Origin of the sequence: Psychroserpens damuponensis (assembly GCF_000826655.1) — a bacterium.
GTDB lineage: Bacteria > Bacteroidota > Bacteroidia > Flavobacteriales > Flavobacteriaceae > Psychroserpens > Psychroserpens damuponensis.
On sequence record NZ_JXJO01000010.1, the window covers coordinates 127791 to 152535 of the forward strand.

Genomic DNA, 24745 nt, shown 5'->3' on the forward strand with positions numbered 1-24745 from the left:
AATGACTTAGCTTAAAAAATAACAAAAGACAATCTATTTTATAAACTCTCTTCTAACAAACTTAAATTATTAACCGTTCAACATCTAATTCAACTATTTATGAAAATCCTTAAACACACATTAAAAAGCCTTTTTGGTTTGGTATTATTATTTTTCACTACTTCAACCAAAGCTCAAACCATCAATACCACATTAGCTCAAGATATCAATAACGTATTTAGCCTTTTAGAAAAAAATCGAATACCTCACAACATCCTTTTAGATTATGGTTTTGACCGTATTGATGTGGCAAGTTTTGATGGCGTACTACGTACAGATAACTATATAGGTTTAGAACGCTATGGTCAAATTTATAATGCTTTGGTATCTTCTGCAACAGCAGTAAATGTTAGTGGATTTGAACCTCCAAGTCAAGAACTTACAGAGTGGCAAACTTTACAAAAACAAAAAAATGACTTAGCTAAAATGAGTAATAAGGCATCTGTGATACTTAATGGGTTGCTCTACAAATATTCTAAAATTAACTCTAATGCGCTTGCAAATAACAAAATACAAGTCATTAATGGCAAGTATGATGATAAATACAAAAGAGGTGCTTGGCAAAATCCTTATGATGTACATACAGCATTTGCTATAAGTGCTCCCATATTATATATCAACAAACCGCAAGTAGAAGTATCTTTACCTGCCACACTTTGGCATAGCAATACTACAATTACTAATCTAGATATAGATTTTGGTGATGGTAATGGGTACAAAAGTATTTTAAATAACACCACTGCGAATACAACATATACTAATATTGGAACTTATGATTGGACTTATCGTGTACAATTAAGTAATGGACAATATAAATATTGTCGACAAAAAGTTAAGGTAACTCAAGTAGATAATAGTGCTCAGGCTAGAAATCCTGCTTGTGGCCAATTGGATATTGAAGAAATTACAGCATCAAAATCTTACCAAGGGGTATTTGGTACAGCGACTTTACAGATTGCTTATGGTTCTGCAGATTGTCAATTGCGTAATCCATTGATTATTGCAGAAGGTTTAGATACGGGATTATTGGCGCAGGCAGGAAGTATTGGTGATAGTGATTATAATTCTTTTAGATTCTCAGTGTTAGCATCTCAAAGTCCAGATTTACAAGATTTAATAACGAACAATACAGCAATTGATTACGACATAGTATACGTCAACTGGGATAACGGTACAGATTTTATTCAACGTAACGCTTTTGTTTTAGAAGCAGTTATAGATTGGGTTAATACTAATAAAACAGGTAATGCACAAAATGTTGTACTCGGTCAAAGTATGGGCGGTTTAATTGCACGCTATGCCTTGCGTGATATGGAGAATAATAGTGAAGATCACGACACTAATTTATATATAAGTCATGATGCTCCTCATCAAGGTGCGCATTTACCTCCTGGTATATTGCACATGGGAAGACATGTTGCGCATGAGTTTTTACAAACACCATTGGGTAATATTAATATACCCGTAGAAGGCGTTGGTAATTTAGGTCTAGCTACTATCAATGATTTGTTAGACGCACCAGCTATCAATCAAATGTTAATTAGTGGAGTTAATAGCAGTAGTAATAGAGATGACACTGTGCATACCAATTGGCAAACAGAGCTTAATACCATGGGATATCCTCAGCAAACAAGAAATATAGCACTAAGTAATGCTAGCCACTGTGCAGAGCCACAAGGCTTAATTTCTAATCAAAGCTTACTTACAGTGACAGGAAATGGAGGTACAAGTGATTTTACAAGTTTAGTTGAGTTTTTCTTATTTCTTGGACCTTTAGTCGGTGACTTTTTAAATGATACACCTACTTTTTTATTAGGGTTTCTTCCTGGTAACACATTACTTGACGCAGAGTTTAGGGTAAATGCTTTTCCATCTTCTGGCATTTCTCGTGTATATAAGGGTAGATTAACGTACAAAAAAACGCTGTTATGGTTAGTCCCAATTACAAGAACAATTTTTGATGAATCTAAAAACTCTCAACCTGGAGATCTGTTTTTAGATAATTTTCCTGGAGGTGCTAATCCAAGTTCAGTAATTTTTAATGCTAGTGATTTTGAAGATAATTTCTTTTTTAATTATGGTTTTAATTTAGATGTTAATTTAGATTTTGATTTCATACCTGTGACTAGTGCATTAGATGTAGGTAGCGGAAATACTACTTTGACTAATGCTGATTATTTTAGAATTTACACATCTGCAAATCCTCCAACGGGTTCAAAAGCAATACCGTTTGACAGTTTTAGTACATCGTTAAATAACACAAGTACTAACGAACCACATATTACATTTAATAGAAGAAATGGAGATTGGTTAGCAGCAGAATTAGATGTAGCAATAGCTGATTTTGATTTTGATTGCTCCTTTGTTTGTGATGAGAACGCAATCTCAGGTTCAGGATTAATTTGCAATACTGCCACCTACTCAATTAACAGTACAGATATAACCAATATAGATTGGGATATCACACCTGTAAATGCTGGTACTATAACAGAGAATATTAATGATGTATCGCAGATTACAATCACTAGAGCTTTTGGATACAGTGGTACTGTTACTTTGAGTGCCTCAGTAGATACAAATCGTTGTGGTAATGATATTCCCTTAAGTAAAACTATACACTTTGGTCGTCCAACTGCTAATGGTTCAGTTCTTATTTTTGGTGATGCCGATTTAAATCCAGGACCAACTGACTCTGCGGTATTTACCGTAAATACAAATAATATGCAAGCTTGGAGTTCTATTGATTGGGTAATCTATAGTGGTTCTTACCCAAATGCTTCAATAAATTTTAATATTCAATCTACTGGCGGAAGTAATAAAACCGTTGTAGTTACAGCAGATGCATCAACACCAGAGGGTAGTTACTATATACAGAGTAGAATTACAAACAGTTGTGGTTATTATCCTGTTGATAGAGTTTTTTATGTTAATGAAGCTGGTGATCCACAATTTTATCCACGAATGTCAAATAGCTATAGCGTTTATCCAAATCCATCAAAAGACATCGTAAACATTACTTCGATTAGCGACGAGAAAGAACAAACCAAAAAAGACACTAAAGTCTCTGGAGAATTATTTGATGTTCTTGGGAAATCAAAACTAAAAGTTGATATGCAACACAATAAAGCTCAATTTTCAGTAGCAAGATTAAACCCTGGGGTATATGTGCTCAAAATTTATTTAGGAGAGCATATTGAAACACATCAGGTGTTAGTTAAATAATAAAAATTAATATAAACCAAAAGCGTAATCTAAAATATAGATTACGCTTTTTGAGTTTTTATATTTCCGAAGAAAAGAAAATTAGTTTACATTTCTAATGCTCTCTTCACGTCGTTATCCATTAATAACTCTATTGGATTTTCTAAAGCCTCTTTAACTGCAACTAAGAAACCTACAGACTCTTTACCATCAATAATTCTATGATCGTAAGATAAAGCGACGTACATGATTGGTCTAATTTCTACATGACCATCAATGGCTACTGGACGCTCTACAATATTGTGCATCCCTAAGATTCCACTTTGTGGTGGATTAATAATAGGCGTTGATAACATACTACCAAAAACACCACCATTTGTAATGGTAAAGGTTCCACCTGTCATTTCATCAACTGTGATATCACCATCTCTAGCTCTGAGTGCTAAACGTTTTACTTCAGATTCTACACCTCTAAACGTTAAGTTTTCGGCATTTCTAATGACTGGTACCATTAATCCTTTTGGTCCTGATACTGCTATAGAAATATCAACAAAATCATAAGTTAACATTTGTTTACCGTCAATCATAGAATTAACAGCAGGATACATTTGTAATGCTCTCACAACAGCTAAAGAAAAGAAACTCATAAACCCAAGACTTACACCATGCTTAGCTTTAAAGTCTTCTTTATACTCTTTACGCAACGCAAAAATTGGTGACATATCAACTTCATTGAATGTCGTTAACATTGCAGTTGTATTTTTTGCTTCAACCAAACGCTCTGCCACTTTACGACGTAACATTGACATTTTACTGTGTGAACTACTACGGTTTCCTCCTGTAGGAGTTCCCATAGAAGGTACAGCATTAACCGCATCGTCTTTTGTAATACGACCATCTTTTCCTGAACCAGAAATTGATGAAGCATCCATACCTTTTTCTGCCAATACTTTTTTAGCTGCAGGACTTGCTACTCCAGAAGCATATGTTTTTTGCGCTGGATTAGGTGCTTTTTCGTGATTCTCTTTATTTGGTGTCGCTTTTTGATCTTTTGCTACATCTTTTTCAGCATTAGAATTTCCACCTTCATCTCCACCGTTATATGTGCTAGGAGCATCTTTAGCTGCATCACTACTTGGTTTTTCTGCACTAGTATCAATTAAACACACTACAGCTCCAACCTCTACTGCATCACCTTCTTCGGCTTTGAGTGTGATGGTTCCGCTTGCTTCAGCAGGTAATTCTAATGTAGCTTTATCACTATCAACCTCTGCGATGGCTTGATCTTTTTCAACATAATCTCCATCTGCAACTAACCATTCTGCAATTTCTACCTCTGTGATTGACTCTCCTGGTGAAGGAACTTTCATTTCTAAAATCATCGTTCTGTAATTTTATTTTAAGCGTTTGTTTCTGTTTCTATTTTGTAAATTCTTTGTAATCTAGCGTTGATTGTTTTTTGATTTATCAAAAACATAATCAATCACTTCTTTATGACGTATTTTTGAACGCACACTACTTCCTGCTGCTGGTGCACCATATGGTCTACGTGTTGCTGCTCTAAATGTTTTGGCTTCATCTAAATGCATTAATATGTGACTATATGCTCCCATATTTCTTGGTTCTTCTTGTGCCCAAACAATATCATCTGCATTTTTATACTTCGCAATAGCGTCTTTTATTTGTTGCTCTGGTAAAGGAAATAACTGTTCTACTCTTACCAATGCCACATCATCTCTTTTAAGGTCTTCGCGTTGCTCTAGTAAATCATAGTAAAACTTACCTGTTACAAACACTAAAGTTTTTACCTTATCTGCTTTTGCTGTTGCATCATCAATGACCATTTGGAAGCTACCGTTAGCAAATTCATCAACAGATGATACTACTAATGGATGACGCAATAAACTTTTTGGTGTAAATACAATTAAAGGTTTTCTAAACTCTGCCTTCATTTGTTTACGTAGTAAATGGTACATATTTGCAGGTGTTGTACAATCCATAACAAACATATTATCTTTTGCACACATTTGTAAATAACGTTCCATACGACCAGACGAGTGTTCTGCTCCTTGACCTTCATAACCATGAGGTAATAACATGACTAATCCGTTTTGAAGTTTCCATTTATCTTCTGCTGCGGAAATGTACTGATCTAACATAATTTGGGCGCCATTACTGAAATCTCCAAATTGTGCTTCCCAAATTACTAATGTTTTAGGACTTGCCATGGCATAACCGTAGTCAAAACCAACTACACCATATTCTGAAAGTAAAGAATTATAGATGAAGAATCTACCTTGTGTATCACTAATCTCATTAAGTAATAATATTTCTTCTTCACTATCTTCAACTTTAACAACCGCATGCCTATGTGAAAATGTCCCACGTTCTACATCTTGACCAGAAATTCTCACATCATAACCTTCTTCTAACAATGTACCATAAGCCAAATGCTCTGCCATTGCCCAATCTAGTTTGTCTTCATCAAACATTTTTTGACGCGATTGCACCAAACGTTCAATTTTACGAATGAATTTCTTATCCTTTGGTAAGTTAGAAATCACTTTTGTGATTTTAGCCAAACCATCTTTTGAAAATGTAGTATCAATAGATTGAAGCATTTTATCTTCAATTACTGTTTGATAGTCTACCCATTCATCTGCCATAAAAGGTGTAATGACAGTTTTATCTATTTTACGAGAATCTTCAAGGTTTTCTTCAAGTTTATCTTTGTATTGCTTTTCTAATTGTGCAACATGTGTATCATCAATAATACCTTCGGCCATTAACTTTTCAGCATAGATATCTCTAGGGTTTTTATGCTTTGCAATGGCTTTGTATAATTTTGGTTGTGTAAATCGAGGTTCATCGCCTTCATTGTGACCATATTTTCTGTAGCCTAATAAATCAATAAACACATCGCGTTTAAATTTCATTCTAAAATGTAGCGCAAATAACATAGCGTGTACAACTGCTTCAGCATCATCTGCATTAACATGAAGTACTGGTGATAATGTTACTTTACCAACATCAGTACAATAGGTACTTGATCTAGCATCTAAATAATTTGTTGTAAAACCAATTTGGTTATTCACCACAATATGAATAGTACCATTTGTTTTATAACCATCCAACTGTGCCATTTGCACAACTTCATATACAAGTCCTTGACCTGCAATTGCAGCATCACCATGAACTACTATAGGTAGCACTTGAGAAGGGTTGTCTGAATATTTATCGTCTTGTTTTGCTCTTACAATCCCTTCTACAACAGATCCTACTGTTTCAAGGTGAGAAGGGTTTGGCGCAATACTTAAATTAATTTTATGTCCACCTTCGGTATTACGATTACTCGTCCAACCTAAATGGTATTTAACGTCGCCATCAAAAACTTCTTGTTCGTAATCTTTGCCATCAAACTCACTAAATATGTCTTTGGCACTTTTTCCGAAGATATTAGTCAATGTACTTAAACGACCACGATGTGCCATTCCCATGACAAACTCTTTAACTCCATGCTGCGCTGCATTTTCAACTAAGGAATCTAGAGCAGGAATTAACGACTCATTTCCTTCTAAAGAGAAACGCTTTTGACCCACATATTTGGTATGTAGAAAACTCTCAAAAGAAACTGCTTGGTTTAATTTTTTGAGAATATTCTTTTTTTCGTCGGGAGAAAAGTTAGGCTGATTATCGTTGATATTGAGTTTGTTTTGAATCCATTGAATTTCTTCAGGTTTTCTAATATACATGTACTCAACACCAATAGAATCGCAATAAATGCTTTCTAGATGCCTAATGATTTCCTTTAAAGGTTGTTTACCAATCCCTAAAATTTCACCTGCATTAAAAGTCGTTTCTAAATCAGAATTAGATAAACCAAAGTTCTCCAATTCTAATGTTGGTTCATATTGTCTACGATCTCTTACAGGATTTGTTTTGGTAAATAAATGACCACGACTCCTGTAACCGTCAATAAGTTTCACCACTTGAAACTCTTTTTGAACATGCTCTGGAATTTGAGTAGAAACCACTTCTACACTTTCGTCTTCCATGCCATAGCTTTCGCTTCCAAAATCGTAACCTTGAAAAAAGGCTCTCCAACTTGGCTCAACAGAATCTGGGTTTTTTAAGTATTGGTCGTATAAATCAGCAAAATATGCTGTATGTGCTGCGTTTAAAAAAGAATATTTATCCATAAAATGGTTGATGTCGTTTTCGCTTCAACAAAGTTTAACTCAAAAATACAACAATTACTAAAAATAGATACCTTTTTGTTATATTTAAAACCATTTTTAACTCAAATTTAGAATTATGAATATTTGTAAGCGTTTTAATCTCAAATATCAGTTTTTATTAGCCCTATTTATGGGATTTACATTACAATCATTTTCACAGGTTGACAACCAAAAGAGTGATTTCTGGAATAATGTTCGGTTTGGAGGCGGTATTGGCTTGAGTTTTAGTGATGGTTTTTTTAGCGGAACGCTAGCTCCAAGTGCCATTTATGATTTTAACGATCAATTTTCGTTAGGATTAGGACTTAACGGCACCTATAACAGTTTAAAAAACTCCTATAATTCTACAATTTTTGGTGGTAGCATTATTAGTTTGTTTAATCCATTGCCAGAAATTCAATTATCTGGAGAGTTTGAGCAACTCAATGTGAACCGATCATTTGATAACAATATATATGAAGACGAAAATTATTGGTATCCTGCTCTATTTTTAGGTGCAGGTTATAGAATGAATAACATTGCCATTGGCATTAGATACGATGTACTTTACGATAGAGACAAGAGTATTTATGCAGATCCTTGGGCTCCTTTTTTTAGAGTTTATTTTTAATTTTGACACGCGTGGTTATCAATATTTATGTTTTACAACTATGAATATTGATGTCTATACCAAACCTTTTGCCATTCACGTTGCAGGATTAAAAACGTAACTTCTTCAGATAATTTCAACATATCACTACCATCTAATTGTCTTACTTTTTCTTCGGAAACATCTACTATATAAAGTAAGTTTAAATACTCAACAAACTTTTCTTGTATCAATTTAAAAACCACTTCGTGAAGCAGATATTTTAAACTAGAAGGCAAAATAGCTTCATCAAAATCTAGATCAATATTAGCCAACAAAAAGTCTTTATTTACTTGCTGAACAAGTTTATGATAGAGGTTTAATTCTTCGGTTTTTGAGATTAACTCTTCAAAATTTACGGGTAATTGCATTAGGTGTTTCTATTCATTAAATCATTACCAAAAGTTTTGAGTGCGGTTTTATTGGCTTCAGAAATTTTAAGTGAATCTAATACTGAGAATGCTTTTTTAGTATAGTTCTCAATTTCGGTTTTTGTTGCTTCGGCAGAACCACTAGAAACAAACAACTGTTTTACAGTCTCTATTTTCTCACTAGGATCTGAAGGATTTACACCATACAAATGCTCTAATTGTAAGGCATCATCTTGGCTAGAAAACTCTAAAGCTTTTAAATACAAATAGGTTTTTTTATTTTCAATAATATCACCTCCTACTTGTTTACCAAACGTTTTTGGATCTCCAAAAGCATCTAAATAATCGTCCTGTAATTGAAAGGCTATGCCTAAATATTTTCCGAAGTTATAAATAGAATCCTGACAATCTAGAGATGCATTAGCTACAATGGCTCCCATTTTCATGGCTGCACCAACTAAAACTGCTGTTTTATATTCTATCATTTTTAAATACTCGTCAATAGTAACATCATCTCGTGTTTCAAAATCGACGTCATATTGTTGACCTTCACAAACCTCTAATGCTGTTTTGCTAAATAATTTTGCTAGCGCTTGAAACTGTTTTGGCTCATAATTTTCAAACAATTGGTATGCTTTTATGAGCATAGCATCACCAGATAATATCCCTGTATTGATGTCCCACTTTTCATGAACTGTTGTTTGACCTCGTCGTAAAGGTGCATCATCCATAATATCATCATGAACCAAAGAGAAATTATGAAATACCTCTATACTAAGCGCAGCATCTAATGCAACCTTATAATTGCAATCAAAAATTTCTGCAGTCATAAGCGTTAAAACAGGTCTTAATCGCTTACCTCCAAGTTGTAAAATGTAATTAATAGGTTCATAAAGATTTGATGGCTCTTTATGTGTTATAAATGCATTTAAATAATCTATAAACGCATCTTGATATGATGAAATGTTTTGCATGGTGCAAAAATAATGTAAAAACCTGATTTCGATCTATTATTTGGTTTCAGTTTAAACGAATTTTTTGAATCTTTTAAAAAAACTAATGTTAGCAAAACAAAGGTCAAATAAACTAAAGTTACTCAAGGCTTTAAGATAAAAACAAAACTTTGGAAACTTTTTTTGTTTTTAAAGTTTCCTATTGTATTTTTGCGCCAAATTATGAGAGAAAAGATTATACATAAATCGGGAGAATTATTTTTAAACCTTGGGTTTAAAAGCGTTACTATGGATGATATCGCAAATGAAATGGGTATCTCCAAAAAAACTATATACGTTCATTTTCCGAATAAAACGAAATTAGTAGAAGCGGTTACGTTTAACTTTTTTGATACTATTTGTTATGGTATTGACAATATTTGTAATACGGCTGCCAACCCAATTGAAGAGTTATATTCTATTAAAATGTTTGTAATGCAGCATTTAAAGAATGAAAAATCATCACCTCAACATCAATTACAAAAATATTATCCTCAAATACACAGTGACTTAAAATTTAAGCAGTTTGAAAAGATGCATCAATCTGTACAAGAAAGTTTAGAACATGGTGTAAACACAGGTGTATTTAGAAATACTATTGACGTAGATTTTATCTCTCGCATGTATTTTACTGGTATGTCTGGTATTAAAGACAATATGTTTTTTCCACCAAAACAATATCAAATGGACTACTTAATGGAAAGTTATTTAGAATATCATTTACGTGCCATTGTTTCTGAAAAAGGAATGACCATACTCAACAATTTCATAAAAAACCAATCTTAAAAAAATGAAACAAATTTTATTAATTCTATTACTCTTTTGCTTCCATCTTGGCTTCACTCAAGACGAACCAACAAACTTTAGTTTACAAGAAGCTATAGATTATGCTTTAGAGAATAATAGACAAGTAAAAAATGCAGGTCGAGATATTGATGCTGCAATAAAACAAAAATGGGAAACCACAGCATCGGGTTTACCACAAATTGATGGTCAAATAAGCTACGTTAATAATGTAAAACAACAATTTCCTGGTATTGATTTTAATGGAGATGGCCTTATTGATTTTGGAGCAAAACAGAATGTAACACCTTCTGTAACCTTAAATCAACTCATTTTTGATGGGTCTTATTTAGTAGGATTACAATCTGCTAAAGTGTTTTTAGAAATTTCAGAAAACGCAAAAGTAAAAACCGATTTAGAGGTTAGAAAGAGTGTTATTAATGCCTACGGAAATGTGCTTTTAGCAGAAGAAAGTGTGCAAATTCTAAAACGTAATATTGATGTGCTTGAAAAAAACCTTAATGATATTACCAAAATATATGAAAACGGTTTAGATGAAGAGGAAAGCGTTGAGCAACTTCAAATAACACTTACTGGTGTAAAAAGTAATCTCAATAACACAAAACGACTAAAAGATATTGCATACCAAATGCTTAACATCACTTTAGGTTTAGATATAGAAAATGAAACTGTATTATCAGATTCTCTTGAAACTTTAACAATCATGAATATGCAGTTGGAGTTATTAGATAGTAATACTAATGTAGAAAATACCATTGACTATAAAATTGCTAATAATAATAAAGTTTCAAAAGAGCTCTTAGTAAAACTAGAACAGAGTAAAATTCTACCAACTATTAGCGGATTTGCAACGGCATCCTATATAGGTAACAATGAAAAATTTAGGTTTCTTAACAGTAATCAAGCTTGGGCAGGAACAGCTGCTTTTGGTGTAAATATGAACATTCCCATTTTTGGTTCTGGATTAAAAAGTGCCAGAGCACAGCGAGCAAAAATAGAATTAGAAAAAGCCGAAGATGATTTAACCGAAACCGAACAAACACTTAAACTACAAATAGCCTCTGCAAAAAGCGATTTTAGATTTGCTATTGAAGACTACGACAATAAAAAGAAAAACCTAGCGCTTGCTGAGCGTATTGAAAACAAAAATCAAACTAAATTTTTTGAAGGTATCGCTTCAAGTTTTGAACTTAGACAAGCGCAAACTCAATTATATGCTGCGCAACAAGAATTGCTTCAAGCCATGCTTGATGTAATCAATTCAAAAGCAGAATTAGAAACCGTATTAAACTCACCAATCAACAATTAAACACCATAATCAATGAAACACATATATGCCATTCTAATTGCAACCTTAATTTTAGTCTCATGTTCTGGAGATAAAAAAAACTCTGTAGAAAGTGTTATAGAAAAAGGTAATTTAGAAACTATTAGACAAAAAAGAGGAGAGCTCGTTGTTGAGCAAGAAGCTCTTGACGATAAAATAAAGTTATTGGATGAGAAAATAAAAGCCTTAGACACAACTAAACATGTGCCTTTGATTACAACATTTAAGGCAAAGACAGAGGTTTTTGATCATGTTTTAGAATTACAAGGAAATGTAACTACAAAAAACCTGTTAACAATAACACCAGAGTATAATGGTATTTTAACACATGTCTATGTGAAAGAAGGTCAAAAAGTAAGCAAAGGACAATTACTTGCTAAAATTGATGATGGTGGTTTAAGCCAACAAATAGCTCAATTAAAAATTCAAGCTGATTTAGCAAAAACAACTTTTGAACGTCAAAAACGACTTTGGGACCAAAAGATAGGTAGCGAAATTCAATACCTACAAGCAAAATCTAGCTATGAATCTCAACAAGAGGCTGTGAATCAAATCAACAAACAAATTAATAAAACTGTGGTTAGAGCTCCATTCTCAGGAACTATTGATGACGTTATCACAGAACAAGGAAGTGTTGTAGGTGCTGGACAAACACAATTAATGCGTATTGTAAATTTAGACGATATGTATATTGAAACAGAAGTACCTGAACGCTATGTTGCCAATGTTGTAGAAGGTAAAAAAGTAACGGTAGAGCTACCCGTTTTAGGAAAAACTATTGAAACCAAAATACGTCAAGCTGGAGACGTTATCAATCCTGCCAACAGAACCTTTAAAGCAGAAATTGAAATTCCTAATACAGATAAAAGCATAAAACCTAATCTTACTGCACGATTAAAAATAAATGATTACACAAATGAAAGTGCACTTTTAATCCCTCAAAGTGTGATTTCAGAAAATGCAGACGGTGAGCAATATGTATATGTGGTTACCGATAAAAACGCAAATGGTATTGGTGTCACAACACGTGTAATTATTGAAACTGGTAAAACCCAAGGTGATAATATTGAAGTACTTAGTGGTATTAAAAATGGTACAGAAATTATTAAAGAAGGTGCTAGAAGTGTGAGAGACGGACAGTCTGTAGAGGTGATTGAATATAAAGAAACCGAAGGCAATGACTAAAAACAAAAACAATAAAAGTATAGATAAAGAATTTGGTTTGTCATCGTGGGCAATTAATAATAAAACCACGATGTATGTGCTAATTGCCGTATTTTTCTATCTAGGTATTTCTGCATTTTTTAGTATGCCTAGAGAGAATTTTCCTGAGGTTAATGAAACCAAAATCTATGTGAGTACTGTATTTCCTGGTAATACAGCTGAAGATATAGAAAAACTAGTTACAGATGCCTTAGAAGACAAGCTAAAAACAGTGAGTAATGTTGTAGAAATCACCTCTACTTCTCAAGAAGATTACTCTATGCTCATTGTAGAGTTTGATGAACATATTAGTGTTGATCAAGCCAAACAAAAGGTAAAAGATGAAATTGACAGTGAAACTTCTGGTGAAGATTGGCCAACATTTAATGGCGCAAAAGTAGAACCCGATGTGTTTGAACTGAGCCTTTCTGAAGAAATGCCAATCCTTAACATCAATATCTCTGGTGATTATCCTATTGAAAAATTAAAAGAATATGCTGAGTTTCTTCAAGATGAAATTGAAGATTTACAAGAAATTAAAAAAGCAGATATTCGTGGAGCTCAAGAAAAAGAAGTTGAAGTTGCCGTAGATATTTATAAAATGATGGCTGCTAAAGTCACTTTTTCAGATATTATCAATTCTATAAATGGTGGCAACATGACCATGTCTGCTGGAAATCTTAAAGCCAGTGGTCAACGTCGTACCATTAGAATTTTAGGTGAAATAGAAAAACCTTCTGAGTTAGAAAATTTTGTTGTTAAAGCCGAAAACGGAAATCCAATCTATCTTAAAGATGTAGCTACAGTATCATTTTCAGAAAAAGACAAAACCACGTTTGCTAGAAAATCTGGAAAACCCGTAGTCATGCTCGATGTTAAAAAACGAGCAGGAAAAAACATGGTGGCTGCAGCAGAGCAAATTCAGGTGATTGTTGAAAATGCTAAAGCTGAAGAATTTCCGCAGGATTTAGAAGTAACAATTACCAATGATCAATCTCCTGTGACGATTGGCCAAGTTGATGATTTAGTAAATAATATCATTTTTGGTGTAATATTAGTTGTAACTGTATTAATGTTCTTTTTAGGTTTTAAAAACGCTCTTTTTGTTGGTTTTGCAATTCCTATGTCTATGTTTATGTCACTCATGATTTTGAGTTTTATAGGCTATAGCTTAAATACAATGGTGCTTTTTGGACTCATAATGGGTCTAGGAATGCTTGTAGATAACGGTATTGTTGTTGTAGAAAATGTTTATCGTTTAATGGAAGACGAAGGCATGAGCAGATTTGAAGCTGCCAAAAAAGGAATTGGAGAAATTGCATTTCCTATTATTATATCTACTGCAACAACGGTTGCAGCATTTGTACCTTTAGCATTATGGCCAGGCATTATGGGTGAGTTTATGAAAATACTACCTATAACATTAGCCATTGTATTAGGATCGTCTTTAATCGTTGCAATTTTCTTTAACTCTGTTTTAGTGTCTCGATTTATGACTATTGAAGATAAAGATATGCCGTTGAGTCAAATCATTAGAACAACGATTATTGTTGCCCTTATAGGTGTTTTAATTCTATTATTTGGTGGCACTTATAGAGGTTTAGGAACCGTTATGATTTTTACAGCCATCATGCTTTGGGCTTATCGATTTTTTATTAGAAAATGGGCCAATAACTTCCAAAGACACACACTTGTGAAGTTAGAAAACTGGTATGAACGTCAATTAAGAGGAGCACTTTCTAAAAAACGTCCTTACATTTTAAGTATTGGTACGTTTCTCTTACTGATTGCTGCTTTTATTGCCTTCGGAATTTCACTTGGAACTCAACGTACTAAAGTTGAATTTTTCCCAGATAATAAACCAAATCAAATCATTGTCTATATCGAATATCCGCAAGGTACAGCCATTGAAAAAACAAATGCTATTACCTCTCAAATTGAGAAACGTGTTTTTGATGTTATCAATCAAGACAAATACATGGACAATGGTAGAAATTTCATGGTAGAAAGCGCTGTATCTCAAGTAGGAGAAGGTGCTGGAAATCCGCAAACTGATGGAGGATCTGCTGCCGAAATGCCTCATAAAGCAAAAATTACTGCTTCTATGAGAGAATTTAAATATAGACGTGGTGAAGATAGTGAACAATTGCGCCAAAAGGTGCAAGAAGCATTAGTTGGTATTTATCCAGGTGTATTAATTTCAGTAGAAAAAGATGTTAATGGTCCACCTGCTGGTGCGCCAATTAATATTGAAATTGAAGGTGATGATTATAACGAGCTTATTGCCACTGCAGAGCAAATGCGTGAGTTTATAAACTCTAAAAACATACCAGGAATTGATGAACTTAAAATTGATGTCAACAAGGACAAACCAACAATGCAAGTTCAAGTAGATCGCGAAAAAGCCGGAGAATTAGGCATAAGTGCTTCACAAGTAGGTCAACAATTACGTAATTCAATATTTGGAGCTAAAGCCGGTATTTATAAAGAAGATGGTGATGATTTTGATATTTATATTCGTTTCAACGAAGAAAATAGATATAATACTAGTGCTTTATTTAATCAAAACATTACGTTTAGAGATAATACTGGTCAGGTTAAAGAAATCCCTTTATCAACGGTTGCAAAGCAAAAAAATAACTCTGGATTTAGCGCCATTAAGCACAAGGACACCAAACGTGTGGTAACTGTGTATTCTGCAATGGCTCCTGGTTATACTGATGCTGGTGCCATTGTTACTCAAATACAAAGTGAAATGAAGAGTTATAAAGGACTTCCTGAAACTATCAAAATTGATTATACAGGTCAAATTGAAGAGCAAAACAAGCAAATGCTATTTTTAATGGGTGCGTTTTTCACTGGTCTTGGATTAATTTTCTTCATTTTAATATTTCAGTTTAATTCCATATCAAAACCTACAATAATAATGATAGCGATATTCTTGAGTTTTATTGGTGTTTTTGGAGGTATCGTAATTTCTGGTAGCGCCTTTGTTATTATGATGACTATGGTTGGTATTATTTCCCTTGCTGGTATTGTGGTTAATAATGGTGTGGTTTTACTAGATTACGCTCAGTTATTGATTGATAGAAAGAAAAACGAATTAGATCTCGGTAAAGACGCCTTTTTAAATGATGAAGATCTTTTTGAAAGCATTGTAACCGCTGGTAAAGCACGTTTAAGACCCGTACTATTAACAGCAATTACCACCATTTTAGGGTTAATTCCTTTGGCCATTGGTCTAAATATTAATTTCTTCACACTATTTGCCGATTTCGATCCTAATATTTATAAGGGTGGAGACAACGTAGTGTTTTGGGGACCATTGGCTTGGACAGTTATTTATGGTTTGCTTATCGCAACTTTTTTAACCTTAATTGTGGTTCCTATTTTATTCTTTTTATCAATGCGCCTTAAAATGTGGATGCGCACTAAATTTGGTAAAGAAGATAGTGAAATTAGTGAGCCAACACCTACATTAGAATCTTAGAATACGATAAAGACCTTTTGTTACAGAAGGTGTGATTAATAGCAGGAAAGCCTTGACAATTGTCAAGGCTTTCTAATTTATATGGCTTTAATTTCTCTTCGGAAATGTAACTAGGTCATAACCCTATTTAATTTACTTTAAAATAGCTTTTAAAGCTTCTGCATCATAAGGCTTTGCGATTATAGTTTTATTTTGATCTAATAAGAAAAAAGAAGGCGTTGACTCTACTCCATAGGCATTAGAAATTGGGTTGTCCCATTTCCCTAATCCTAGAACATGGATAAAGTTTTGATATTCTCCAATCATTTTTTGCCAGCTCTCTGCATCATCTTCTAAACCTATAGCGATAACCGTTACATCTTTTTTATCTGCCAGTATAGCTTTCACTTTAGGTAACTCTTCAAGGCAATGACCACACGTACTGCTCCAAAATATGATTAAATATTGCTTAGATTTTTCAAAATCATATAAAGTAGATGAAATCGTCATACCATCATCATTATATGATAAATCAAAGTTCGAGGCTTTATTACCAATTGCATTGTTTTTATAAACCACCAACTTCTCTTTAAGCGCTTCATAATTAGTAAGTTCTGCTAACTCTAAGAGATATTTATCTGTAACATAATTTGCTAATTCTGAGTTTTCCATGCCTTTAAAACGTCTCCAAATCATTTCAAATAAAATGATTTTTATTTCTGTATTGCCGTCACCAATTTTTGACATTAAGCTATCAACGTCCTTTTTATAAACGTCATTGCTAGTATTTGAAGACATTCCGAAGATATAAGCCATTACACGCTCCACCAAAAAATCTGAACTTTGTAACAATTGATTTTCAAAATCTACGTGCTCTAAATAGGTGCGTTTTAAATTTTTTGAATAAGTTGATAAATCCTCAAAGCCTTTTGGTATATAAGGAGAGTTGGCTTTCACAAATACCGAAGCCATGCTCCCTTTAGTTGTATCTTCATAAGCAGCTTGCGTATCGCTCAAGGTTTTTATAATGTCTGAAAACGCTTTTTTATCTGTACTTTCTTGAGTATAAAAATTACTAATGGTTCTATTAATCATGTCCATACTTTTAATATAAGAAGCCCAAAGCTTATTCTCATTACTCGCTGTAAATTCTAAACCTTTATCTAAATTAAAAGTAAAAGCAACAGACTCTTTTCCGTTATAAATAAAATCGAAATTATTGTCTTCAGGAGGCAATGCATAGACTATTTTATAAATTCCTGGTGTTGATGTAGAATCAAAAGGAATACTAAAACTACCATCTTCACTTAATTGTGCTCTATTTATATAATCTGAACTTGTTGAAGTCACATGATACAAAAACGCGTAGGTGTAATCTTTAGCTGGTGTAAAAACACCATCAATACGATGCTGAGCAAAAATAAAAGAGGGAATTAAGGCAAGTAATAATACTAATTTTTTCATCAAAATTTTAATTAAATTCCTGTGTGGAATGGGTTTTATATTGTGTTTTAAAAGGTCACTAAAACCTTACTTTAATTCATTTCCAAATATCAAGCCAAATATCATGATTTCATCTATGAGACCAAATTAACATGCTATGAACTGCTCGTTTTACTTAAAAACAAAACGGTCTACATGTTTTGTAACTTACTTAATGCTTGTTGCACAGATTTAATTTGTTCAAAAGTTAAAAGTAAACGTAAACCATTTCTAGTTTGTTTCTCTTTCATTTTACACGCTCTTGGATGCGTTTGAACAAATTGTAACAATTTGGTAAAATTAGCACTTTGATAAAATGCACTTTGTTGATCATTGATAAAATAGCCTACAAAACGCCCTTTTTTCATTATAATTTTCTCTAATCCTATTTTTTTAGCTACCCATTTAATACGAACACTATTAAATAAATCTATCACTTGAATAGGTAATTCACCAAAACGATCTATGATTTCAGATTCAAATTTTTGAAGTTCTTTTTCGTCTTTCAAAGTGTTTAATTTGGTATATAAATTTAAACGCTCTGTAATATTATTCACATAGTCATCAGGAAAAAGCAGTTCAAAGTCAGTATCAATAGTGATTTCTTTAACATACTCTTTTTCTTTGCCATCATCTTGATATAAATCTTTGAACTCATTCTCTTTAAGTTCATCAATAGCTTCACTTAATATTTTTTGGTAGGTATCAAATCCTATATCGTTTATAAAGCCACTTTGCTCTCCTCCTAATAAATCTCCAGCACCTCTAATTTCAAGATCTTTCATAGCAATGTTAAATCCGCTACCTAAGGCAGTAAACTCCTCTAAAGCCGTGATTCGTTTACGAGCATCTGTAGTCATTGCAGAATACTCAGGAGTAATAAAATAACAAAACGCCTTTTTATTACTTCTACCTACACGTCCACGCATTTGATGCAAATCACTCAATCCAAAATTATTGGCATTATTAATAAAAATGGTATTGGCATTTGGCACATCCAATCCACTTTCTATAATTGTTGTACTTACCAAAACATCAAACTCACCATTCATAAATGAAAGCATTAATGCTTCTAACTTTTTACCATCTAATTGTCCATGTCCAATCCCAATTTTAGCATCTGGCACCAAACGTTGTATCATGCCAGCAACTTCTTTAATATTCTCAATACGGTTATGAATAAAGAACACTTGTCCGCCACGTTGAATCTCATAAGTTACGGCATCTCTAATAGTTTCTTCGCCAAAACGAATAACATGACTTTCAATTGGGTATCTATTTGGTGGCGCAGTGTTTATAACCGATAAATCTCGTGCTGCCATTAAACTAAATTGCAACGTTCTAGGTATTGGTGTTGCAGTTAATGTCAATACATCTACATTATCTTTTATAGTTTTAAGTTTTTCTTTTACCGCAACACCAAATTTTTGTTCCTCATCAACAATAAGTAATCCAAGGTCTTTAAATTTCACTTTTTTATTAACCAATTGGTGTGTCCCAATGATGATATCAACGTGACCTTTTTCTAATTTTTCGAGGGTTTCTCTTTTTTCTTTTGCGGTTCTAAAACGATTTACATAATCTACAGTAACCGGAAAATCTTTAAGACGCTCACTAAATGTTTTATGATGTTGATATGCTAAAATTGTTGTTGGCACTAAAACGGCAACTTGTTTACCATTATCAACAGCTTTAAAAGCGGCACGAATAGCGACTTCAGTTTTACCAAAACCTACATCACCACAAACAAGACGATCCATTGGTCGTTCACTTTCCATATCTGCTTTGATATCTGCAGTAGATGTGATTTGATCTGGAGTGTCTTCATAAATAAAGGATGCCTCTAATTCGTGTTGCAAATAACTATCAGGCCTATATTGATAGCCTTTTTCTAATTTACGCTTAGCATACACTTCAATTAAATTAAACGCAATCTCTTTTACTCTAGATTTTGTTTTTTGCTTAAGTGTTTTCCAAGCTTTACTTCCTAATTTGTAGATTTTTGGTGGTTTCCCATCCTTACCGTTAAACTTCGTAATTTTATGAAGCGAATGTATACTTAAATACAACACATCACGCTCACCATACACTAATTTAATTGCCTCTTGTTTTTTACCTTCAACATCTATTTTTTGTAAACCACCAAACTTTCCAATACCATGGTCAATATGAGTTACATAATCGCCAATATCAAGGTTTGTTAGTTCTTTTAACGTAATGGCTTGCTTTTTAGCGTAACCATTTTTAAGTTGAAACTTATGATAACGTTCAAAAATTTGATGATCTGTATAACAGGTTATTTTTTGGTCATGATCTATGAATCCTTGATATAATGAGAGTACAATTGTTTTATAATGTACATCTTGCTCTACATCATCAAAAATATCATGAAAGCGTTTGGCTTGCTGTTCACTAACACAAGCAATGTAATTGGTATAACCTCTATCATGATGTAGATTTAGGTCTTCAATTAGTAAATTAAATTGCTTATTAAATGACGGTTGAGGCGTTATATTAAATTCTATTTTCTCTTCGGAAAACAAACTAGTTGACCCAAATTCGACCAAACTAAAGTCCAATAATTGACGTTTCAATTCTTCTTGATTACAAAAAAGTTCTTCTGGCGCTGAATGTTTAATCTCTGAAGATAAATTTTTGAATGCTTCTTCTGCTTTTCCGAAGAAATCATCAATTCTAGAAAACAGTAAATCTGTATTTTTTGAAAATACTACTGTTTTTTGCGCAATATATTTTAGAAAACTCTGTCGGCTTTCATCTAAAAATTTATTCGCAACATTTGGTATGATCCCTATTTTTTTAATTTGCTCAGTAGAGAGTTGTGTTTCTACATCAAACGTTCTAATACTATCGACATCATCACCAAAAAATTCAATACGATAAGGCTCATCATGAGAAAAAGAAAATACATCAACAATACCGCCTCGCACTGAAAACTCTCCAGGCTCAGTTACAAAATCTACACGTTTAAACTTGTATTCAAATAATACTTCATTTACAAAATCTAGCGATAGTTCATCATTAACCGCAATTTTTAAGGTGTTCTTTTCTAACTCCCTACGTGTGACCACTTTTTCAAAGAGTGCATCAGGATAAGTGACTATTACAGCCGGTTTTTTACGAGAATTAATTCGATTTAAAACCTCAGCTCTTAGCAGCACATTTGCATTATCGGTTTGCTCAATTTGATAAGGTCTACGATAACTTCCTGGATAGAACAACACATCCTTATCGCCTAGTAATGCTTCTAAATCATTAAGATAAAAAGCAGCTTCTTCTTTATCATTAAAAATGAGTAAAAAAGGGAGCTTGGTAGATTTAAAACTTTCACTTAAAACGAGTGATAATGCTGAACCTACAAGACCTTTTAAGTGTACTTTATTCTTAGATTTAAGGGTTGCAGAAGGTTCAAAATTGGCAATAGCAGTTTGCAGATTTTGCATTTGCAAAGTCTGTGCATAAGTTTGCGAGAGACTAGATTTACTCAAGACATTTTATTTTATACAAATATAAAATTTTTGTGCTATACACTATTGTTAAAATGTTTTAATACGACTATCTTTGTGCCACTAAAAAACAAGATATATGTCATTTGCAGATTTATTTGATAGCGGATTTAAAAAACGAAACGAAGACCATTTTGCAGCAATTGTTAGAGTTGCTATGGACGATGGAATAATTACCGAAGAAGAAAAAGCATTTTTAGACCGTTTGGCAAGACGATTAGATATAGGCGAAAATGATTATGCTACCATCTTAAAAGATTATAAAACGCACCCTATTAACCCACCAACATCATACGATAATCGTTTAGAGCGTTTATATGACTTATCACGTATGGTTTATGTAGATCACATTAAAGGAGATCATGAAGAAATCGTATTGCGTAAAATCGCTGTAGGTTTAGGTTTTTCTTCGGAAAACGTAAAATACTTGGTTGATAAGGCTTTGACATTAGTAAATAATGGTGTAGACTTAGACACGTTTATGGAAGAGATTAAAACCATGAATAGATAATACTCTTTTTATATTCTGAACAATATCAGAATGAATTTATAACAAAAAAGCCACTTTAATTAGTGGCTTTTTTATGAACTTAATTTTGATTTAGCTATTATGCATTACGCATAAACTCCTCGGCTTTTTCTACCATGTTTTTGCTTCCGCAGATAAAAGGCACACGTTGATGAAGCTCTGTTGGTTCAATATCCATAATTCTAGTAAAACCATCACTTGCTTTACCAGAAGCTTGCTCTGCTATAAATGCCATAGGATTACATTCATAAAGCAAACGCAATTTACCAACAGAATTTTTTGAACTTTTAGGATACAAATAAATACCTCCTTTAATCATATTTCTATGCACATCTGAAACTAAAGAACCAATATAACGACTTGTATATGGACGATCTCCTTCCTCTTGCTGGCAGTATTTGATATAGTTTTTTATGCCTTGAGGGAAATGAATATAATTACCTTCATTAACCGAGTAAATTTTACCATCTTCAGGAAATTTCATATCTGGATGCGATAAGTAAAACGTACCTATGGCAGGATTTAATGTAAACCCGTTAACACCATCACCAGTAGTGTATACAATCATGGTAGATGTACCATAAACCACGTATCCTGCTGCGACTTGCTGATTTCCTTTTTGAAGAAAATCTTCAATTGTTACAGGAGTTCCAACAGGTGTCACACGTCTGTAAATTGAAAAAATGGTTCCTACAGATACATTAACATCTATATTTGAAGACCCATCTAACGGATCTATTAATACAATATATTTGTTTTGATTATTTTCATCCTGACTATTAATAGCAATAAAATCATCTTCCTCTTCACTTGCAATACCACAAACAATGTTACGTTTAGTCATTGTTTGGATAAACTTGTCATTAGCATAAACATCTAGTTTTTGCTGATCTTCACCTTGAATATTAGTATCACCTGCAGCACCAATTATATCTACAAGACCTGCTTTATTCACTTCATGATTTACCACTTTTGCAGCTAAACGTATAGAGTTTATAAGTCTGGATAATTCACCAGAAGTATATTTAAAAGACGATTGATTTTCTATGATAAATTCTCCTAGCGTTTGATTTTTTCGAGACATATGGCATGGTTGTTTTTACAAATATCTCATTTTTTTGTTCAACTACAACGATTTCGAGTATTTATTGTGTCATAAAATAACTTAGTTTGAACTATATTTGAACTAAAGAAAAATTATGACTTTTTCCATTAGAGAAGCGACTAATACAGATATGTCAAGAGTATTAGAACTCATACATGAATTGGCGGTATTTGAAAAAGAGCCTGATGCTGTAGAAATCACAGTAGAAGATTTGCAAAAAGGTGCTTTTGAAACTCCAAAGCAGTTTGTGTGCTTTGTGGCCGATTGTGAAGGTACCATAGAAGGCATCGCTTTAGTATATAATCGATTTTCTACCTGGAAAGGCTCTGTATTGCACTTAGAAGACCTAATTGTTAGTCAAAATATGAGAGGAACAGGATTAGGTACTGCCCTTTTAGATACAGTTGTAAAATATGGTCATAGTTTAGGCGTTAAACGTATATGCTGGGAAGTTATTGACTGGAATGAACCTGCCATTACATTCTACGAAAAAAAGGGCGCAAATGTAAAGCGAGATTGGGATATTGTACATCTTAATGAAGACGCAATAAAAAACTATATATCAAATATTTAGCATGCAAGTATTTAAATTTGGAGGTGCATCTGTAAAAAATGCCGAAGGTGTAAAAAATTTAGCATCAGTTTTAAAGCAAGTTGGTTATCAAAATACGCTAGTCGTTGTCTCTGCAATGGGTAAAATGACCAATGCTTTAGAGTTGGTTATTAAAAACTATTTTGAGAATAAAAGTGAATTACAAAATTCAATACAAGACGTAAAAACATATCATAATGAGATATTATTAGATCTTTTTGACAACCCACAGCATCAAATATTTAAACACGTAGCTTCTATATTTGCAGATTTAGAAGGATTTTTTCTTCGGAATAAATCACCAGATTATAATTTTGTTTACGACCAAGTTATTGGGTTTGGAGAGCTCACCTCTACCACGATTATAAGTACTTATCTTAATGAAATCGGGCTTAAAAACAATTGGTTAGATGTACGCGAATTTATTAAAACAGATGATTATTACCGACGATCTAACGTTGATTGGGATCAAACACAAGCCAATATAAAAAACAACTTTGATACTACTATTTTAAATATAACCCAAGGGTTTTTAGGCAGTGATGCCAATAACTTTACAACTACATTAGGTCGCGAAGGAAGTGATTATACAGCAGCGATTTTTGCGTATTGCCTCAATGCCGAAAGCGTCACCATTTGGAAAGATGTACCAGGTGTTTTAAACGCAGATCCTCGTTACTTTGAAAACGCACAATTACTAAATAACATATCGTACAGAGAAGCTATAGAATTAGCATTTTATGGAGCTTCAGTGATTCATCCTAAAACGTTGCAACCGTTACAGCAAAAGGAAATTCCATTATTTGTAAAATCATTTTTAAATCCAAAAAATGCAGGAACACGAGTTGGTAAAGGAATTGGAATAGAACCTAACATACCTTGTTTTATTGTTAAAAAGAATCAGGTTTTAATCTCTTTATCATCTTTAGATTTTAGCTATATCGTTGAAGACAATATCAGTGAAATTTTTAAATTATTACACCTGTACAAAATGAAGGTTGATGTCATTCAAAATTCTGCCATTAGCTTTTCGGTATGTTTTGAAAATACGTATGACAATTTAGAACGTTTACTGCAGCATTTAAAAGCAAAATTTAAAGTCACAATTAATGACAATGTGAGTCTTTATACTGTAAGACATTATAACGAACAGGCAATTGCTTCGATAGAAAAAGATAAAGAACTACTTTTAAAGCAGTTAACTCATGAAACAATTCAAATTGTAACACAATAACCTGAAC

16 protein-coding genes are annotated in these 24745 nt (G+C 33.1%); 9 read left to right on the forward strand and 7 right to left on the reverse strand.

The features are described from left to right. Positions 1-99 precede the first annotated feature (99 nt). Positions 100-3261 (forward strand): T9SS type A sorting domain-containing protein, encoded by a 3162-nt coding sequence (locus tag TD29_RS18465; protein ID WP_040279308.1) that lies wholly within the window; start codon positions 100-102, stop codon positions 3259-3261. An 86-nt stretch (positions 3262-3347) separates the two neighbouring features. On the opposite strand, the gene odhB is transcribed toward TD29_RS18465, so the two are convergent. Beyond that, positions 3348-4622, reverse strand: coding sequence for a 2-oxoglutarate dehydrogenase complex dihydrolipoyllysine-residue succinyltransferase (gene odhB / locus TD29_RS04875; RefSeq protein ID WP_040279309.1), 1275 nt, complete (start codon positions 4620-4622; stop codon positions 3348-3350). A 60-nt stretch (positions 4623-4682) separates the two neighbouring features. Further along, on the reverse strand, positions 4683-7439 hold the full coding sequence (locus TD29_RS04880; RefSeq protein ID WP_040279310.1) for a 2-oxoglutarate dehydrogenase E1 component: 2757 nt from the start codon (positions 7437-7439) through the stop codon (positions 4683-4685). A 115-nt stretch (positions 7440-7554) separates the two neighbouring features. Here TD29_RS04880 and TD29_RS04885 point away from each other — a divergent pair, with 115 nt between their 5' ends. Next, positions 7555-8088: a hypothetical protein gene (locus TD29_RS04885; RefSeq protein ID WP_040279311.1), complete on the forward strand. Its 534-nt coding sequence runs from the start codon at positions 7555-7557 to the stop codon at positions 8086-8088. Positions 8089-8126: 38 nt separating this feature from the next. Here TD29_RS04885 and TD29_RS04890 read toward each other — a convergent pair whose 3' ends face one another. Both TD29_RS04890 and TD29_RS04895 read right to left on the reverse strand, forming a co-directional pair. Continuing rightward, complete coding sequence (locus tag TD29_RS04890) at positions 8127-8477, reverse strand: hypothetical protein (RefSeq protein ID WP_040279312.1); 351 nt, start codon at positions 8475-8477, stop codon at positions 8127-8129. Beyond that, positions 8477-9451, reverse strand: coding sequence for a polyprenyl synthetase family protein (locus tag TD29_RS04895; protein WP_040279313.1), 975 nt, complete (start codon positions 9449-9451; stop codon positions 8477-8479). Before TD29_RS04895 ends, TD29_RS04890 begins: the two co-directional genes overlap by 1 nt. A gap of 201 nt (positions 9452-9652) precedes the next feature. Here TD29_RS04895 and TD29_RS04900 point away from each other — a divergent pair, with 201 nt between their 5' ends. From TD29_RS04900 to TD29_RS04915, 4 genes are read left to right on the forward strand one after another with little or no spacing between them, the layout of a single operon-like run. Then, positions 9653-10255 (forward strand): TetR/AcrR family transcriptional regulator, encoded by a 603-nt coding sequence (locus TD29_RS04900; RefSeq protein ID WP_040279314.1) that lies wholly within the window; start codon positions 9653-9655, stop codon positions 10253-10255. A 4-nt stretch (positions 10256-10259) separates the two neighbouring features. Beyond that, entirely contained in the window at positions 10260-11582 is a 1323-nt protein-coding gene (locus tag TD29_RS04905; protein ID WP_040279315.1) for a TolC family protein, read from the forward strand. Positions 11583-11594: 12 nt separating this feature from the next. After that, complete coding sequence (locus TD29_RS04910; protein WP_040279317.1) at positions 11595-12785, forward strand: efflux RND transporter periplasmic adaptor subunit; 1191 nt, start codon at positions 11595-11597, stop codon at positions 12783-12785. Continuing rightward, the gene (locus TD29_RS04915; RefSeq protein ID WP_040279318.1) at positions 12778-16293 is read left to right on the forward strand and encodes an efflux RND transporter permease subunit; all 3516 of its coding nucleotides are present in this window, start codon (positions 12778-12780) and stop codon (positions 16291-16293) included. The genes TD29_RS04910 and TD29_RS04915 overlap by 8 nt, the downstream gene beginning before the upstream one ends. Before the next feature lie 132 nt (positions 16294-16425). On the opposite strand, the gene TD29_RS04920 is transcribed toward TD29_RS04915, so the two are convergent. Together TD29_RS04920 and mfd are read right to left on the reverse strand one after the other, a co-directional pair. Beyond that, positions 16426-17736, reverse strand: coding sequence for a TlpA family protein disulfide reductase (locus TD29_RS04920; RefSeq protein ID WP_040279319.1), 1311 nt, complete (start codon positions 17734-17736; stop codon positions 16426-16428). Positions 17737-17906: 170 nt separating this feature from the next. Further along, positions 17907-21215 (reverse strand): transcription-repair coupling factor, encoded by a 3309-nt coding sequence (mfd, locus tag TD29_RS04925; protein WP_394331531.1) that lies wholly within the window; start codon positions 21213-21215, stop codon positions 17907-17909. Positions 21216-21357: 142 nt separating this feature from the next. Here mfd and TD29_RS04930 point away from each other — a divergent pair, with 142 nt between their 5' ends. Beyond that, positions 21358-21789 (forward strand): tellurite resistance TerB family protein, encoded by a 432-nt coding sequence (locus TD29_RS04930; RefSeq protein WP_040279323.1) that lies wholly within the window; start codon positions 21358-21360, stop codon positions 21787-21789. Between the two features lie 97 nt (positions 21790-21886). Here the strand turns inward: TD29_RS04930 and fbp are convergent, their stop codons facing one another. Beyond that, on the reverse strand, positions 21887-22891 hold the full coding sequence (gene fbp / locus TD29_RS04935; protein WP_040279324.1) for a class 1 fructose-bisphosphatase: 1005 nt from the start codon (positions 22889-22891) through the stop codon (positions 21887-21889). A gap of 115 nt (positions 22892-23006) precedes the next feature. On the opposite strand from fbp, the gene TD29_RS04940 reads away from it, so the two are divergent. Both TD29_RS04940 and TD29_RS04945 read left to right on the forward strand, forming a co-directional pair. Continuing rightward, positions 23007-23486 carry a GNAT family N-acetyltransferase gene (locus tag TD29_RS04940; RefSeq protein ID WP_040279326.1) on the forward strand — a complete coding sequence of 160 codons (480 nt, stop codon included), beginning with the start codon at positions 23007-23009 and terminating at the stop codon, positions 23484-23486. 1 nt (position 23487) lies between these two features. Then, positions 23488-24738 carry an aspartate kinase gene (locus TD29_RS04945; protein ID WP_040279328.1) on the forward strand — a complete coding sequence of 417 codons (1251 nt, stop codon included), beginning with the start codon at positions 23488-23490 and terminating at the stop codon, positions 24736-24738. Positions 24739-24745 lie beyond the last annotated feature (7 nt).

Coding starts and splice junctions, on each gene's coding strand:
- TD29_RS18465 (WP_040279308.1), top strand. CDS start 100: ATGAAAATCCTTAAACACACATTAAAAAGCCTTTTTGGTTTGGTATTA.
- odhB (WP_040279309.1), bottom strand. CDS start 4,622: ATGATTTTAGAAATGAAAGTTCCTTCACCAGGAGAGTCAATCACAGAG.
- TD29_RS04880 (WP_040279310.1), bottom strand. CDS start 7,439: ATGGATAAATATTCTTTTTTAAACGCAGCACATACAGCATATTTTGCT.
- TD29_RS04885 (WP_040279311.1), top strand. CDS start 7,555: ATGAATATTTGTAAGCGTTTTAATCTCAAATATCAGTTTTTATTAGCC.
- TD29_RS04890 (WP_040279312.1), bottom strand. CDS start 8,477: ATGCAATTACCCGTAAATTTTGAAGAGTTAATCTCAAAAACCGAAGAA.
- TD29_RS04895 (WP_040279313.1), bottom strand. CDS start 9,451: ATGCAAAACATTTCATCATATCAAGATGCGTTTATAGATTATTTAAAT.
- TD29_RS04900 (WP_040279314.1), top strand. CDS start 9,653: ATGAGAGAAAAGATTATACATAAATCGGGAGAATTATTTTTAAACCTT.
- TD29_RS04905 (WP_040279315.1), top strand. CDS start 10,260: ATGAAACAAATTTTATTAATTCTATTACTCTTTTGCTTCCATCTTGGC.
- TD29_RS04910 (WP_040279317.1), top strand. CDS start 11,595: ATGAAACACATATATGCCATTCTAATTGCAACCTTAATTTTAGTCTCA.
- TD29_RS04915 (WP_040279318.1), top strand. CDS start 12,778: ATGACTAAAAACAAAAACAATAAAAGTATAGATAAAGAATTTGGTTTG.
- TD29_RS04920 (WP_040279319.1), bottom strand. CDS start 17,736: ATGAAAAAATTAGTATTATTACTTGCCTTAATTCCCTCTTTTATTTTT.
- mfd (WP_394331531.1), bottom strand. CDS start 21,215: ATGCAAAATCTGCAAACTGCTATTGCCAATTTTGAACCTTCTGCAACC.
- TD29_RS04930 (WP_040279323.1), top strand. CDS start 21,358: ATGTCATTTGCAGATTTATTTGATAGCGGATTTAAAAAACGAAACGAA.
- fbp (WP_040279324.1), bottom strand. CDS start 22,891: ATGTCTCGAAAAAATCAAACGCTAGGAGAATTTATCATAGAAAATCAA.
- TD29_RS04940 (WP_040279326.1), top strand. CDS start 23,007: ATGACTTTTTCCATTAGAGAAGCGACTAATACAGATATGTCAAGAGTA.
- TD29_RS04945 (WP_040279328.1), top strand. CDS start 23,488: ATGCAAGTATTTAAATTTGGAGGTGCATCTGTAAAAAATGCCGAAGGT.